This is a genomic window from Sphingomonas daechungensis, from assembly GCF_014489495.1.
GTDB lineage: Bacteria > Pseudomonadota > Alphaproteobacteria > Sphingomonadales > Sphingomonadaceae > Sphingomicrobium > Sphingomicrobium daechungense.
Window position 1 is genome coordinate 2450932 of record NZ_CP060780.1, and the last position, 14068, is coordinate 2464999.

Sequence of the window (14068 nt, forward strand, 5' to 3'; positions counted from 1 at the left end):
GCTTGGTGATGAGCGATGACGCCATACCCGCCGCGACCGTGATCATCGTTCGCGAGAACGGCGAGCAAGTGCCCGAGATCCTGATGGTGGAGCGCGCCGCGGGGATGGCCTTCGCCGGCGGTGCCTGGGTCTTCCCCGGCGGGCGCATCGACGAAGCGGACCGCACGCTCGGTGACCGTTTCGCCTTTGATGGCGCCGCCAGGATCGCCGCAGTCCGCGAGGCCCTCGAAGAAACCGCGATTCCGGTAGGACTTACACCGGTTCCTTCCAGCGATCTCTCGGCCGGTTTGCAGCGCGAATTGCTCGCCGGCCGGGCACTCGAGGATCTCACCGGGGAGCACGGTCTGAACCTGTCCCTAGATGCCCTGACGCCACTCGCCAGGTGGGTGCCCCGCTTCCATGCCACCCGGCGCTTCGACACCTTGTTTTATGTTGCGCGCGCACCGGACGGCGACTGGCAGCCCAACGTGCTGGAGCACGAATGCGCGGGCGCGCACTGGACCACCGCCGCCAATGCCCTGGACCGCGACAGCCGCGGTGAAATTCAGCTGATCTTTCCGACCCGTCGTACGCTTGAGCGGCTAGCGCAGCATTCCAGCTTCGACGAGATCGTCGCCGACGCCGGATCGCACGCCATCGAACCGATCAGCCCGTGGGTCGAAGAAATCGACGGGAAAGGTTCATCACGATCCCCGAGGGCATCGGATTCCCGGTCACGCGGGAAAAGCTCGAGGGTCTCTGGCGCGGCTAGCGGCCGGACGGTCGCTGCGATCTCTTCCGAGTCGCGTGCTCGTCACAATAAAAAGGGGACCCACAGTCGCCTGCGAGTCCCCTGTTCGCCTCAAGGGCGACGCTTCTACTTCAGGTGGTTCGAAAGGTGCTTATTCATTTCGAACATCGTCACGCGGTCCTTGCCAAAGACCTTGCGAAGCTTGTCGTCAGCGACGATTTCCCGCTTGTTCTGAGGGTTTTGCAGGTTGTTCTTGCGAATGTGATCCCACACCTTCGAGACAACCTGGCTGCGCGGAAGCGGATCGCTACCGGTGATTGCAGCGAGATCCGCTGAAGGCTGAACCGGCCTCGCCAGTCCGCCGCCTGCTTTCCGCCCCGACCCTGATTTTTCTGCCATAACGGCCCTCCTGTTGTTCTCTGATTGATAGAGCGGAAAGAGTCGCTCTTGGCAATGCGTTTTCAGAGGGAAACTCGGCGATTTTACAGTCGGAACGGAACGACTCGGTTCAGGACGTCGTGACCGATGTCCGCGCGCCCTCCGAATGGCACTCCGGATCGCTTGCACCACTCATGCACGATCGCGACTTCGTCACGCCCGAAATCGGGGTCGTTGTCGGGGATATCCCCCACTCTCCCGAGCCGCAGACGCGCCACCTTCCGGATGTTCGCGCTGCCCGTCACATGGAACATCGTGCGGTCAATGCGATAGTGATGCTCGCTCACATCCTCGATAAGCAAATCGACGCCTGTGAAGTCCGGTTCGAGCACCGTGCCGAGCAGGGCCGCGAGCACGGTCAGATTGAATGCCATCGCTGGAGACTGGAGGTCGGGCTCCAGCGCTGACGGGTCGCGATTGACGATCCAGTCGAGCGCCCGGCTTACCGCCACTTCACCCCCTCGCGCATCAGGTCCTGCGGCATCGGCCCCCAGGCTACGTTCAGTCCGGCCTTGTGAAATCCCGCGTGGAGAAATCCCGCGTCGCTGTAGCCCATGTACAGTTTCGAACGCGCCGCATCGGGGAGATGCTTGAGCGCGGCCTCCGCGATCCGGTTCGATCCGTAGCCGCCGCGCGCGAACCAGACCGCGCCGAACTCCGGATCCTTCATCACCTCGATCAGCGCCGACAGACGCTGGTCGTCGGTCCCCGCGAAATGCCCGTCCGACAGGAAGCATTGCGGATGGATGGCAAGCTCGCAGTCGCCGCGCTTGGCAACCAGCGCTTCAAGTCGCTCCGCGGCCTCGCGCGACAGCGTGCAGCTCGGAGCAACGACGGCAATCTTCATCCCCGCTGCTTAGGGTGAGACCGCGAGCCTCCGCAATGGGTGGGACGCCGTCGACACCTGCAAATGGCGACTTTGGGCGGAGAACGGACATTCTGTGGTAGGCTGGCTCGATGAGTAGCCGCCGAAAGAGCGTACTGGTCGTTCTGACTGTGGCGGCGATGGCGAGTTGTCGCCCCGGCGAAAGACCCTTCCTTCAAGTCCAGTTCTGTCTCACGGAATCAGCAGGAGCAGACGAACTTAAGCGTGTGCTTCGGCAAATCGCCCGCGACGAGGAAATGGAATTCGGAGACCGCAGCGCCGAAACGAACGAGGAACTACGGGCAATGGGGAACAGCCTGGCGCCCGAGGTCGAGCGATCCTTTCCAATAATCAACGTTTTTGTGCGTCGCGGCGACATCGGAGTGGGAGGTGGGAACGTCGGCCTAGGTCCAAACCAAGTGGCTTTGGGGTTTAGTCGCGACACTACTGAAGGGCGTCTCTTTGCAAAACGAACGGTTCATCGCCTTCAACAAACGTGGATGCTGGTAAAGGTGCCAAATGATCGGGGCGCGTTCCCGCTAAAGAATTGCCCCCTGCCGCCTAATGGCAGGTTGAGTTCGAAAGCTGCCATTAGCCTCCAATGCCGCCCACATCTTGGCGGTGGCGTCGTGGGCCAAGTTGGTGCAGCTTTGGGTCCGACAGGGGGACCTCATGAAGACAAGAATTGCGTTCGCATTGGCCGTCACCGGCCTGCTGTCGTCGTCGGCGCTGGCGCAAGCGCCCTCCGACTACGATTTGCTGATCGACAACGGCACGATCTACGACGGCATGGGCGGGACGCCGTTCACCGGTGACGTTGCGATCAAGGGTGACAAGATCGTCTACGTCGGGCCGCAGGCGCCCGGCGCGGCAACGAAGACCATCGACGCCACCGGCATGGCCGTCTCGCCCGGCTTCATCAACATGCTGAGCTGGGCGGTGGAAAGCCTGATCCAGGATGGCCGCGGCCTCAGCGACACAACGCAGGGCGTTACGCTCGAAGTCTTTGGCGAGGGCGATTCCATGGGTCCGCTCAACCCGAAGATGAAGAAGCTCGCCGTGGCGCGGCAAGGCGACATCAAATATCCGATCGAGTGGACGACGCTCGGCGAGTATCTGACCTACCTCACCAGGAAGGGGATCACGCCCAACGTCGCCTCCTTCATCGGCGCGACCACGGTCCGCATGCACGAACTTGGCGAAGGTGATGTTGACCCGACGCCGGAGCAGTTGGCCCGCATGCGCGCGCTTGTCCGCGAAGCGATGAAGGAAGGCGCACTCGGGGTCGGCTCGTCGCTGATCTACATGCCGGCCTATTTCGCCGAGACGCCCGAGCTGATCGCGATCACCGAGGAAGCCGGCAAGTGCGGCGGAATGTACATCAGCCACATGCGCAACGAGGGCTACAAGCTGCTCGAAGCGATCGACGAGCTGATCGAGATTTCGCGCAAGTCGGGCGCGCCCGCCGAAATCTACCACTTCAAGCAGGCCGGGGCGGAGAATTGGCCCAAGCTCGACGAGGCGATCGCGCGCGTCGAAAAGGCCCGTGCCGAGGGCCTGCGGATCACCGCCGACATGTACACCTATCCGGCCGGTGCGACAGGCCTCGACGCGGCCATGCCGGTCTGGGTCCAGGCAGGTGGGCTGGAACAATGGATTGCGCGGCTGAAGGACCCGGCAACGCGGGCGAAAGTCATCGCGGAGATGAAGGATCCCAAGGCCGATTGGGAGAATCTCGTGCTGCTTGCCGGAGGTCCCGAGAAGGTGCTGCTCGTCAGCTTCAAGAACCCGAAGCTCAAGCCGCTGACGGGAAAGACCCTCGCCGAGGTCGCGAAGATGCGCGGCAAGAGCCCTGAAGAGACCGCAATGGACCTCGTCATCGAGGACGGCAGCCGCGTAGGCACCGTCTATTTCCTGATGAACGAGGACAATGTTCGCCGCGAGACGGCATTGCCGTGGATGAGCTTCGGCTCCGACGCCGAGTCCCAGGCGCCTGAAGGCGTCTTCCTCAAGTCGAGCACCCACCCCGCGCCTACGGCAACTTCACGCGCGCGCTAGGAACCTATGCCCGCGACCAGAAGACCGCACCGCTGGCCGACATGATCCGGCGCATGACCTCCCTCCCGGCGACCAACATCGGCATCAAGGGTCGTGGAGTATTGCGCGATGGCTATTATGCCGACGTCGTCATCTTCGACCCCGCCAGGATCCAGGACCATGCGACGTTCGAAAAGCCGCAGCAGCTGTCGACCGGAGTCCGCGACGTTTTCGTGAACGGCACGCAGGTTCTGAAGAACGGGCAGCACACCGGCGCAAAGCCGGGCCGTTTCGTGCGCGGGCCGGGCTGGACCGGCTGGGCGGACGGAGGCGCTTGCAAATAAGCGTCCGCCCAATAGGGCCGTGTGGCAATGACTGAATCCAACGTCTTCTTCTGCGGCATCGGCGGCAGCGGCATGCTTCCGCTGGCGTCGATCGTCCGCGCAACCGGCGCAAAGGTCGCCGGCTCAGATCGCTCGCTCGACGCCGGCCGCGTTGCCAACAAGTTCGCTTATCTCCGCTCGCTCGGCATCGGCCTGTTTCCTCAGGACGGGTCCGGGCTCGCGCCGGGAATGACCCTGGTGACGTCTGCGGCCGTCGAGGAAACGGTGCCCGACGTCGTCCGCGCCCGCGAGCTTGGCCTGGACCATCTCACCCGCCCGCAATTCCTCGCCCAGTTGCTCAATGACGCACAGCGGAGCGTCGCTGTGGGCGGCACCAGCGGCAAGTCGACGGTGACGGGCATGATCGGCTGGATCCTCAACGCCACGCACCGCCAGCCGACGGTGATGAACGGCGCGGTGATGAAGAACTTCGTCACTCCATCCGCACCCTTTGCCAGCGCACTTGTCGGCGATCCGGAATTGTTCGTCAGCGAGGTCGACGAAAGCGACGGCTCCATCGCGCTCTACAGGCCGGAAGTCGCGGTGCTGACCAACATCAGCCTCGACCACAAGGAAATGGACGAGCTGCGGTCCCTGTTCGCGTCATTCCTGCTGCGCGCCCGCCGCGCTATCGTGAACCTCGACGACCCCGAGACGCGCGCCATCGCCGACGCCATCCCGGCCGACCAGCGCATCGGCTACGGCTTCGACGCCCCAGGCGCCGAATTCATGGGCAAGAATTTGGAGCTGCTGCCGGGCGGAAGCACCTTCACCGTGATCGCCGGCGACGAGACTCACGACGTCCAGCTCAATGTCCCGGCCGCCACAACGCGTCGAATGCCCTCGCTGCAATTGCCGCGACGCGAGCGCTCGGCGTTGCGCTAGCGGATTCCGCAGCGGCACTCGGCCGCTTCGAGGGGTTGAAGCGCCGGCTGGAAAACGTCGGGACGGCTGGTGGAGTCACGGTCATTGATGACTTCGCGCACAACCCCGACAAGATCGACGCATCGCTTGCGACCCTGCGTGCGCAGCCCGGCCGGTTGCTGATCATGTTCCAGCCGCACGGTTATGGGCCGCTGACCAAAATGGGCGAGGAGCTTGCCGACAGTTTCGCCAAGGGTCTCGCGCCCGACGACCGCCTCTATCTCCCGACCCCGTCTATCAAGGCGGCACGGTCGAACGCACGCGGGGATCGGATTGGCTGGCCGATCAGGTCCGCGATCGGGCGGCCAGGCGGAACATATCGCGGATCGTGCCGCGATCGGCGAAGCGCTGCTGGCCGAGGCGCGCGACGGCGACCGCATCGTCATCATGGGCGCGCGCGACGATTCCCTCAGCGAATTCGCCGTGCTTCTCGTCGAGCGTCTCGCCCAACGGAACTCCTGAGCCGGTTTGGCGTCGGGCAGGCATGGCCAAACCCGGCAGCGTCACCGGATGGCTCCTTGCGGAAGACGACCGCAAGAAGCTGTTGCGACAGTTCCCGCCCAAATTCGAAAACGCAGTCGCGCATCACGTGACAGTGCGGACGGAAGCGGAGCACGAGTCGATCCCGCCGGAAGTGACCGCGCAGATCGTCGGGAGGACGGACGACGGAAAAGGCGTCGAGGCCATGGTGGTGACCATCGACGGCAGCACCGATCGCGCAGACGGATCGACCTATCACATCACATGGTCGCTGGCGGAAGGGCGGCGCGCTCGCGAGAGTAACGACGTCCTGAAGGAGCGTGGCTGGAAGGAGCTGGATCACCCGATCGCGATCCATCTTCGGCCGGCGCGAATCTAATGGCGAAGCAGCCTCATCTTTTCCTGGATTGCGACGGGGTGCTCGCGGACTTCGACGCCGGCGCGAAGCTGCTGCTGGGAATGAGCCCGACGCAGTTCGAAGCACGCCATGGCCGCGGTGAGTTCTGGAAGCGACTGGCCCGCCACGGCAATTTCTACGGCGACCTCAAGCAAATGCCGGACGCCCAAGATCTGTTTCAGGCCGTGAAGCACCTCAAGCCGACGATCCTGACCGGGGTGCCGCTAGGAACCTGGGCCGCGCCGCAGAAGGAACGCTGGGCGAAGAAGCATTTTCCAGGCGTGCCGATCATCACGACGCTCGCCCGCAAGAAGCATCTCCATATGGAGCGTGGCGACGTCCTGGTCGATGACCGTCAGAACCACCGGCACTTATGGGAGCATGCCGGGGCGTGTTCATTCATCACAAGAATGCGGAAGACACGCTTCGCGCGCTCGCGGACATCTATCCGTCAGTGAAAGCGGACGCCTAGGCGGCCTGTTGCAGGTCCACCTTTTCGACCCACTCCGGCCAGAACACCGGCTCCCGGTTCGACCAGCCCGGCGCCGTCGCAGCGCTCTCGCTGATCGACTGGAGCAGGGTCCGGCGACGGTCCGGATGCAGGTGCGGCAGCGCCGCAGCCGAACAGAACGAGGCCGGCAGCCACGGACGGGCCGAAGCACCCACCAGCCGCTCGTAGAGAAAGCGGAATGCCGCGAAGTTCGGCAGGCGGTCCTGGCCGAGATCGAACGCGGCGAGCGTGATCAGCATGCCCATGAACGGCTCGATCATGTCGAGGCCGCTGTCGTCGGGCACCTGCATGCGAAGATGGTCGAGCTGCTTGTAAATTCGGGATTGTGCGCGGATCGAGGCGGCTTCGCCTTCATCTCGGGCCCAGCATTCGATCGCATCGCGACGGCCGTAAGCCACATCCAGCGAGCGGCGAATGTAGCGCTGCGTCGCCTTAGGGAAGCTTGCGAACTCCTTCATCTCAGAGATCAGCAACGCGCCGTTTGCTGGCTGGCTGGTCCGCGTGATCATCACCCCGACTCCTTAGTCCCACCGGCAGGATGATGCGGCCGCAGTAGTTGCGGTTTGCTTAACCACTTATCCCACCCCATTCAGATTGAATCAGACGGTGGGCATGACAGCAACGTTAAACTTTAACGACTCGTCGCAAAACGATGCCGCTGTTGATTCCGGGCAACTGAATTGGGGATAAGTCCCCGTCAGAGCCTAATTTTTGTCGGGAAATCCGGAAGACGGCACCGGTTCGTCGCTGCCCGGCTGGGCCGCGGAGGGCGGATCGGATGCGTCCATCGATTCGTCGCTTCCGACATCGACCTTGGCTTGCTCGCAGCCTGGATTTTCCTTCAATTTGTCCTCGAGATCCTTGCCCGGTGGGTTGGAGATCACTGGCGGCGGAACCTTGGATTTCTCGTCCCTGGCCTGGTCGTTCATATGGATGTCCTTCGGCGAATCGTTTCGAAGGCTGAACGAGCAATGCGTGGCTGCGTTCCTGCACTCGCCCCGTTTATCTGGCGTTCAGCTTCGACGAGCCGCCGCGACGCTTCTGCCAAAGGCCAGGCGGCAATTGCGACGGTGCGAATTGCGTGATTACTAACAGCCAAATGCAAGCATTCTCGCCCAGCCCCGCCGACGACATCGAGCAGGGCCGATTTTCGGACTGGCCGCTGGCGCTGAAGTCGATCCTCGGCTTCTGGTTCGTCTACGCCTTGACCGTCGCCGCCCGGGCCCTGATGGGCACCGACGCCTTTACCGTCCTGTTCAACAAGCTGATCATCATCGGCATCGGCATTTTGCTGACTGGCCTGATCTACGTCCTGATCGCCACCTTCGCGGGCACTTCGAACATCAGGCGCAAGGCAATCGTCGCCGGCATCGCGTCCGCGCTCGCCTCGATCGGCATGGCCGGCGCCTTCATCGCCATCGAAGACCTGATGCGCGAGCCCAAGGAAGTCTTCCGTTACCAATCGCGCGAAGGCTTCGTCATCATCGAGAAGGGCCATACGCTGACCGTCGAGCGTCGTGCGCAGGAGCCGCTGGTCGTCACCTGGCCGCGAATGGGGCAGCTCGATGCCTACAAGCGCGTCCGTTACGCTGCCGACACCGCCGTCGTCTGGCTGTTCTTCTTCGCGGCGTGGAGCGCCTTTTATCTCGCGACCAAGGCGCAGGCCGAAGCGCTCACCGCCCAGCGGCGCGCAGTCGAGGCGGAAAGCGCCGCCCAGGCCGCCCAGGTCCGGGCCCTCCGCTACCAGATCAACCCGCACTTCCTGTTCAACACGCTGAACTCGCTTTCCTCGCTGGTCATGAGCGGCCGGCCCGAGGAAGCGGAGAACATGATCCTCAAGCTTTCGACGTTCTTCCGGTCCAGCCTGTCGCTGGATGCATCGGCGGACGTGACCCTCGCTGAGGAAATCGAGCTGCAACGCCTGTACCTCGACATCGAGAAAGTCCGCTTCCCGCGCCGGCTGAAAGTCGAGATCGATATTCCCCAGGAGCTCCGCAGCGCGCGGGTCCCGGCCTCCTGCTCCAGCCGCTTGTCGAGAATGCGATCAAATATGGAGTGTCCGGCACCCGCGACACGGTCACGCTGACGATCCGCGCGGCCGAGGCCGGGCCGGGCCGTTTCACCATCGAAGTGCAGAACAGCGGCGCGGAAGCCAATTCGAGGAGCCGCAACGGCAAGCCGGACGGCACCGGCGTCGGCCTGACCAATGTCTGCCAGCGCCTCGAAGCGCGCTTCGGTTCGTCCGCGAAATGTGAGTTTGGCCCAACCGCCGACGGTGGTTATCGTGTCTTCCTGACACTGCCGCTGGATCGCTCGGATGGATGAAGAGCAGCCGCTGAGGCTTCTGATTGCCGATGATGAACCGCTGGCTGCCGAGAGGCTCCAGCTGCTGTTGGCGCAGTGCCCGGAAGTCGACCTGATCGGCACCGCGAGCGACGGCGAAAGCGCCGTTCGCATGGCCGAAGCGCTGAACCCCGATCTCCTGCTGCTCGACATCGAGATGCCGGGCCTCGACGGAATCGAGGTCGCCCGAGCGCTCGCCGCGAAGAAACCTTCGGCCGTCGTGATCTTCATCACCGCCTTCGATCAGTTCGCAGTGGCCGCGTTCGAGGTCGAAGCCGTCGACTATCTGATGAAGCCGGTCACGCCCGACCGGCTCAACCGCGCCCTGAAGCGCGCCCGCGACCATCTCCGACGGCGCGAAAAAGCGCCCGCAGCGAAGCCGGCATCGACATCGCCTTACCTGGAAGAGTTCTGGGCATCGGATCTTTCAGGCCTCGTTCGCATCGCCTCGCGGACGTCGACCGCGTCTCGGCCGAGCGCGATTACATGCGCCTCCACGTCGGCCGGCGCAGCTGGCTGATCCATCATTCGATGAATGCGCTCGAGGAGGGCCTCGATCCCGAACTGTTCGTGCGCCTCCATCGCTCGGCGATCGTTCGAAAGGACTTCATCGCCGGCTTCTCGCGCAATCCCTCCGGTCGCTGGATCGCTCGCCTCAGCGACGGGACGGAACAGCCGGTGGGCCGCCTCTACACCGACAAGGTCCGTACGATCGCCCGGCGCTAAAGCATTTGCCCGGCTGCCGCGCCTGAGGAGAGGCGCCGCAACCGGACTTCTGCAATCTGAATTTCGCTGGGCGGGCTAGGCGCGCAGCGTGGGCGTTGCGACAGCCGCGGCCGAAGCCACCTGCTTTCCAACCTCGCCCGCTTGCCCCTGGGTCACCGTCGGCAGCACTAGACCGGCCGAGGCGACGGCGGCTGCGATAATCATCAACAGTTTCATCGTCTCGCTCCCTTGATTTGCGGCGCGGCGGCCTATCGGGGAAGTCGAGGGGTGATCGAACCGCCGCGTCGCACGATCCCGCTACGACGAAGGTTCACGTGCGTCCCGTGCGGCTCGACCAATGCCGCGTGGCCGTCTGCGACCGTTTACATGTGTCGACGAAGGCCGTTCGTCTGGCGGCAGTTCGACGAACGCCCGATCTAGTCCTCGCTTGAAACGGACTCCGTGCTCTTGTTCACAACGGTGGTCACGGCGACGTCCAGCGTGACGTTGCCGAGCGTGCGGAAGATGTCCGGCACCATCTCCACCGCCACCAGCAATGCGAGGGGCGCGATCGGCACACCCAAAGCCATGGCAATGGGCGCGATCGAGCTGATGAAGCTGACTTCGCCGGGCAGGCTAACGGCGCCGTAGCTCATCACCGCGCCGACCGCCGTCGCAGCGATCATCTGCGCCATGGTCGGCTCATACCCAAGCCAATGCGCGACGTAGAATGCGACTGCGGTGTTCATCGCCGGTCCCGTTGCGCGGAACAAAGCGACCGCCAGCGGCAACGTGACGTCCGCAACCTGCTCCCGGACGCCGAGCACCTTTGCAGCCCGAGCATCGCCGGCAGCGAGGCAAGCGAAGATCGCGTGGAAATGGCGACGCTCTGCGGTGCGATGAGCCCTTTACTGAATGTGGCAAGACCAATCCGGCCCCAGATCAAGGCAATCGGATAGGCCCACAGAGTAACCAGCACGCCAATTGCGGAGATGACGAGAATGTAATGCCCGAGCCCGGCAAACGCAGCGCCGCCAGCGCTCGCACCGACGCTGAATGCGAGCGCGAAGACACCGAGCGGCGCGATCAGCAGCACCCAGCCGATGATGATCAGCAGCGCATCCGCGATCCCCTGGAACAGCTCGACGATAGAGCGCCGGCGGGTGACGTCGATTCGTGCAACCGCCAGTGCGAACAGCAGAGCGAACACCACGAGCGGAAGCACGTCTCCATTGGCGGCGGCCGAGATGACATTGCCGGGGATGACGCCTTTGAAGAAGTCGATCGCGGCGGGCATCGGTCCCGAGGCCACCGACTGATCGAGCCCGGCAAGGCCGGCCTGCATCGCCTGGGCCTGCGCTTCCGGAAGCGGGACCGCGCCCGTCAGAAGCGTCACCGCTACTGCTCCGAAGATCGCGGATGCCGTGCAGAGGATGACGATCCACAGCACCGATCGGGCCGCGATCTTTCCTGCGCGCGCCGCCTCGGCCCCCGCCGCGACGCCTGTGATCAGAAGCGCGACGACGAGCGGAATGACCGTCATCTTCAGCGCGTTGAGCCACAGGCGGCCGATCAGGCTGGTGGCCTGAAGTGCAGGCTCGCGGAGGCCGTCGCCAGTGCGTTGGGCGATGACCCCGGCGATGAGCCCGAGGATCAAGGCGATCAGGACGAGATAAGGCCGCCCTCCACGAATTGGCTTGGCGGCGGCCTCTTCGGCCCGATCGGCTGTGGTCATTTAGGCTTCCGGAACTTGTAGACGAAACGGTCGGTCTTGCCGCGGATCTTCGCGTCGAAGACCAGCAGGCTATGGTCGTCCGCGGGGTTGCGAAGCAAGTCGCTTTCCGCCTCCAGCTTGAAGCCGGCTTTTTCGAAATCCGCCTTGACCACCGCCGGATCGATCCGGTGATACTTCTCGACCGTCTCGCGGGTGTCGCCCGGATTACCGACGTGGTCGATGACGCCGACGATGCCGCCCGGCTTCATCGCTTCATAGAGCGTCTTCACGAAGACGTCGGGATCCATGCGGACGACGCCGTACTTTGCGCTCTCCCAATAGACGTCGTGATAATTGAGGTTGATCATCGCAAAGTCGTAGGACTTGGCCGGCAGGGAGATTGCCTCGAACGGCTGCACGATCATGTGCGTGTTCGGCGTCTTCGCCTGGAACGCGGCGAACTTCTCCTGCGTCTCCTTGCCGTAGAACTGGTTGGGCTCCCACACCGTCACGTGCCCGGCCTTGCCGACGGCGGGCGCCATGATTTCGGCCCAGTATCGATTGCCGCCGAACAGGTCGATTGCCTGCATCCCGCTTTGCAGCCCGAGGAACTTGAGCACCTCGGCAGGCTTGCGGGATTCGTCGAGCTTCACATTGTCTTCGCTGCGGCTGGAGGTCGCGGCGACGGCGGCCGCCACATCGGCCGGCTTCGCGACCGCGATCGTGGCCAGCGTCGACCCACTCGCCAGAGCCAGCGAAAGGCCGAGCAATTTTATGGTTCGCATTGGGATTCCCCCTTGTTGATGTGCCGTCCGGCTATCTGGCCTTCGCGGCGGCCAACAATCACTCTTCTGTAAACGTGCAGCATGGCGCGCCCAAGGGATTATCGTTAGGACTGTGCTCCCAATCAGCCATGATCTTTGGGGGAAGTGCAATGGCTACTGTTGCTTCGTCGGCCGCCGATCTTCAATCCCGCGAGCGCCGTTTTTACACGCGGATGGCGCTGTTCCTGACCGCGCTGGTTTTCGTTGGCTTCGCGCCTAGCTTCTACCTGCGCGGAATCGTCCCCGAATACCCGCGCCCCAACCCGACCCTTCCGCCCTGGGTTATTTTCCACGGATTGCTGTTCACGCTCTGGATGCTGGTCTTCGTCACCCAGACGCAGCTCGTCGCCGCTGGCCGCCGCGACATTCACATGAAGCTTGGCGCGGCATCGATGTTCCTCGCCATCGCCATGATCCCGGTCATGTATCTGACAGGCGTGTGGCAGGTGGTCCGCAATAACGTCCCGCCCTTCACCACGCCGCTCGACTGGACAGCGCTCCCCCTCCTCGCGATGCCTGCTTTCGCATTCCTCGTCTGGCAGGGCTGGAAACGCCGTCGCGAAGCGCAATGGCACAAGCGTCTTATGCTCGGCGCGGCGATGGTCGTCGTGCTCGGTCCCAGCTTCGGCCGAATTCCGCTAGCCCCACCGGTCAAGGCCCTCTTCGCGGTTCAGATGATCGTGACCCTAGCCTTCTTCCTGCCCCTGTTCATTTGGGACAAGCGCACGCTCGGCAAAACGCATCCCGCGACAAAGGTCGCGTTCGGTACCTACGCGCTGGCGACGCTCGCCGCTGTTGCGCTGATCGTCAGCGGCACCTGGGCGCCGATCGCAGCGCGGTTGCCGGGGTTGGGGGTTAGTCCCGCCGCTAGACCTAGCCTTCCAATCGCCATGACATGCGTTGGGTAAACGAGCTTTTGGCTGGCTTGCCCGACTGGTCGATGGCCGGCGAGAACGTCGCGCGTTCCATGATCACGCCACACGTTCGCGAGTCGAGCAAAGCACTTCCGCTGGTCTGAAGCACAGAGCAATCCTTCGGCATTCCCGTTTCATCCACCAAAATGAGAACGCGTATCGAGCCCTGCTGATTCAGCCTTTGTGAAGTCAGAGGATAATCGTCGCCTGACACTACGGCGGTCCTCTGGAGATTGCCTGTCGCTCCAGCGCGGAGTTTCGCTTGGCGTTCATCCCCAATGTTCCAACGATCCTGTAGCCGATCCACGCATCCGTTCAGCTCGGTGAGAACGGGTTGGGGCAGGGGCCCGAGATCGAATTCGTCATTGAGCCCTTCCTGAATCGCGATTTTCACAGATTTCGCCGTTCGGGCCGCAGAGGATTGCGCTGTGCCAAGATTGATAAGGTGGGTGACGCGCTTGTTGCCACTCGTGGGATAGCTAAGCGAACTTTCGGTGAAACTCTGCCCATCAAAGGTCAGCGTCGCATCAGATTGCAATTGCCCTTTGCGGTATCCCGAACGAAGGATCGCTAGCTGATAAGTGCTTTCTGTCGGCGCAGCCTTCAGAGCCAGCGTAATCGGCTTCTTGGGATCGCCGTACTGTCGGGTTACGAGGCAACGCAAATCCGAGGCTTCCACTTTCCAGGCACCAATTGGCGGAGCAGCAAAGGCCGACTGGGAAACCCCGGCGAACGCCACCGATGCCACGAGCAAGACGCGGATAATCATCAGCTGATCTCCCCAACATCACCGAGCGAAACGG

The 14068-nt window shown here is 63.2% G+C and carries 19 protein-coding genes and 3 pseudogenes; 12 read left to right on the forward strand and 10 right to left on the reverse strand.

The annotated features are described in order from the left end of the window. Window positions 1-8: 8 nt before the first annotated feature. On the forward strand, window positions 9-965 hold the full coding sequence (locus H9L15_RS13270) for an NUDIX domain-containing protein (protein ID WP_223276267.1): 957 nt from the start codon (window positions 9-11) through the stop codon (window positions 963-965). Here the strand turns inward: H9L15_RS13270 and H9L15_RS13275 are convergent. The 3 genes from H9L15_RS13275 to H9L15_RS18000 all read right to left on the reverse strand — a co-directional run bounded on the left by H9L15_RS13275 (window position 857) and on the right by H9L15_RS18000 (window position 2015). Beyond that, the gene (locus tag H9L15_RS13275) at window positions 857-1129 is read right to left on the reverse strand and encodes an SWIB/MDM2 domain-containing protein (RefSeq protein ID WP_187714393.1); all 273 of its coding nucleotides are present in this window, start codon (window positions 1127-1129) and stop codon (window positions 857-859) included. The genes H9L15_RS13270 and H9L15_RS13275 overlap by 109 nt on opposite strands. 83 nt (window positions 1130-1212) lie before the next feature. Beyond that, a complete protein-coding gene (locus tag H9L15_RS17995; protein WP_223276268.1) occupies window positions 1213-1620 on the reverse strand; it encodes a S66 peptidase family protein in 408 nt (135 codons plus the stop codon). Continuing rightward, window positions 1611-2015, reverse strand: a complete 405-nt coding sequence (locus H9L15_RS18000) for an LD-carboxypeptidase (RefSeq protein WP_223276270.1) — start codon at window positions 2013-2015, stop codon at window positions 1611-1613. The genes H9L15_RS17995 and H9L15_RS18000 overlap by 10 nt, the downstream gene beginning before the upstream one ends. Before the next feature lie 690 nt (window positions 2016-2705). Between H9L15_RS18000 and H9L15_RS13285 the strand changes: the two genes are divergently transcribed. The 4 genes and pseudogenes from H9L15_RS13285 to H9L15_RS20510 form a co-directional block, all read left to right on the forward strand. Continuing rightward, window positions 2706-4091, forward strand: a complete 1386-nt coding sequence (locus tag H9L15_RS13285; protein WP_223276271.1) for an N-acyl-D-amino-acid deacylase family protein — start codon at window positions 2706-2708, stop codon at window positions 4089-4091. A 26-nt stretch (window positions 4092-4117) separates the two neighbouring features. Beyond that, a pseudogene (locus tag H9L15_RS18005) lies at window positions 4118-4414 on the forward strand (amidohydrolase family protein); the annotation flags it as partial. A 27-nt stretch (window positions 4415-4441) separates the two neighbouring features. Then, window positions 4442-5338, forward strand: a complete 897-nt coding sequence (locus tag H9L15_RS20505) for a Mur ligase family protein (RefSeq protein WP_398286242.1) — start codon at window positions 4442-4444, stop codon at window positions 5336-5338. 35 nt (window positions 5339-5373) lie between these two features. Continuing rightward, window positions 5374-5499, forward strand: a pseudogene (locus H9L15_RS20510) (glutamate ligase domain-containing protein); the annotation flags it as partial. Between the two features lie 163 nt (window positions 5500-5662). Here H9L15_RS20510 and H9L15_RS20515 read toward each other — a convergent pair. Further along, window positions 5663-5827, reverse strand: a complete 165-nt coding sequence (locus H9L15_RS20515; protein WP_398286977.1) for a hypothetical protein — start codon at window positions 5825-5827, stop codon at window positions 5663-5665. Window positions 5828-5861: 34 nt separating this feature from the next. Here H9L15_RS20515 and H9L15_RS13295 point away from each other — a divergent pair, with 34 nt between their 5' ends. Together H9L15_RS13295 and H9L15_RS13300 are read left to right on the forward strand one after the other, a co-directional pair. Further along, complete coding sequence (locus H9L15_RS13295; RefSeq protein WP_187714394.1) at window positions 5862-6236, forward strand: hypothetical protein; 375 nt, start codon at window positions 5862-5864, stop codon at window positions 6234-6236. Beyond that, window positions 6236-6712 (forward strand): 5' nucleotidase, NT5C type, encoded by a 477-nt coding sequence (locus H9L15_RS13300; protein WP_223276272.1) that lies wholly within the window; start codon window positions 6236-6238, stop codon window positions 6710-6712. Before H9L15_RS13295 ends, H9L15_RS13300 begins: the two co-directional genes overlap by 1 nt. A 10-nt stretch (window positions 6713-6722) precedes the next feature. Here the strand turns inward: H9L15_RS13300 and H9L15_RS13305 are convergent, their stop codons facing one another. Together H9L15_RS13305 and H9L15_RS13310 are read right to left on the reverse strand one after the other, a co-directional pair. Next, window positions 6723-7274 carry a hypothetical protein gene (locus H9L15_RS13305; protein ID WP_395622438.1) on the reverse strand — a complete coding sequence of 184 codons (552 nt, stop codon included), beginning with the start codon at window positions 7272-7274 and terminating at the stop codon, window positions 6723-6725. Window positions 7275-7469: 195 nt separating this feature from the next. Next, entirely contained in the window at window positions 7470-7694 is a 225-nt protein-coding gene (locus tag H9L15_RS13310) for a hypothetical protein (RefSeq protein ID WP_187715957.1), read from the reverse strand. 170 nt (window positions 7695-7864) lie between these two features. On the opposite strand from H9L15_RS13310, the gene H9L15_RS13315 reads away from it, so the two are divergent. From H9L15_RS13315 to H9L15_RS19880, 4 genes are read left to right on the forward strand one after another with little or no spacing between them, the layout of a single operon-like run. After that, complete coding sequence (locus H9L15_RS13315) at window positions 7865-8851, forward strand: sensor histidine kinase (RefSeq protein ID WP_187714395.1); 987 nt, start codon at window positions 7865-7867, stop codon at window positions 8849-8851. Beyond that, a complete protein-coding gene (locus tag H9L15_RS13320) occupies window positions 8821-9090 on the forward strand; it encodes a LytS family sensor histidine kinase (RefSeq protein ID WP_187714396.1) in 270 nt (89 codons plus the stop codon). The genes H9L15_RS13315 and H9L15_RS13320 overlap by 31 nt, the downstream gene beginning before the upstream one ends. Continuing rightward, on the forward strand, window positions 9083-9628 hold the full coding sequence (locus tag H9L15_RS13325) for a LytR/AlgR family response regulator transcription factor (RefSeq protein ID WP_317617533.1): 546 nt from the start codon (window positions 9083-9085) through the stop codon (window positions 9626-9628). The genes H9L15_RS13320 and H9L15_RS13325 overlap by 8 nt, the downstream gene beginning before the upstream one ends. Beyond that, window positions 9595-9834 carry a LytTR family DNA-binding domain-containing protein gene (locus tag H9L15_RS19880; RefSeq protein WP_317617534.1) on the forward strand — a complete coding sequence of 80 codons (240 nt, stop codon included), beginning with the start codon at window positions 9595-9597 and terminating at the stop codon, window positions 9832-9834. The genes H9L15_RS13325 and H9L15_RS19880 overlap by 34 nt, the downstream gene beginning before the upstream one ends. Before the next feature lie 75 nt (window positions 9835-9909). Here H9L15_RS19880 and H9L15_RS13330 read toward each other — a convergent pair whose 3' ends face one another. From H9L15_RS13330 to H9L15_RS13340, 3 genes and pseudogenes are all read right to left on the reverse strand, one after another. Further along, window positions 9910-10050: a hypothetical protein gene (locus H9L15_RS13330; RefSeq protein WP_187714397.1), complete on the reverse strand. Its 141-nt coding sequence runs from the start codon at window positions 10048-10050 to the stop codon at window positions 9910-9912. Between the two features lie 200 nt (window positions 10051-10250). After that, window positions 10251-11548 (reverse strand): annotated as a pseudogene (locus H9L15_RS13335) (dicarboxylate/amino acid:cation symporter). Further along, window positions 11545-12312 (reverse strand): class I SAM-dependent methyltransferase, encoded by a 768-nt coding sequence (locus tag H9L15_RS13340; RefSeq protein WP_187714398.1) that lies wholly within the window; start codon window positions 12310-12312, stop codon window positions 11545-11547. The pseudogene H9L15_RS13335 and the gene H9L15_RS13340 overlap by 4 nt, the downstream one beginning before the upstream one ends. Before the next feature lie 149 nt (window positions 12313-12461). Between H9L15_RS13340 and H9L15_RS13345 the strand changes: the two genes are divergently transcribed. After that, window positions 12462-13259 (forward strand): hypothetical protein, encoded by a 798-nt coding sequence (locus H9L15_RS13345; RefSeq protein ID WP_187714399.1) that lies wholly within the window; start codon window positions 12462-12464, stop codon window positions 13257-13259. Here the strand turns inward: H9L15_RS13345 and H9L15_RS13350 are convergent. Then, window positions 13225-14034 (reverse strand): TonB family protein, encoded by an 810-nt coding sequence (locus tag H9L15_RS13350; RefSeq protein ID WP_187714400.1) that lies wholly within the window; start codon window positions 14032-14034, stop codon window positions 13225-13227. The two genes, H9L15_RS13345 and H9L15_RS13350, sit on opposite strands and share 35 nt — an antisense overlap. Between the last annotated feature and the right edge of the window lie 34 nt (window positions 14035-14068).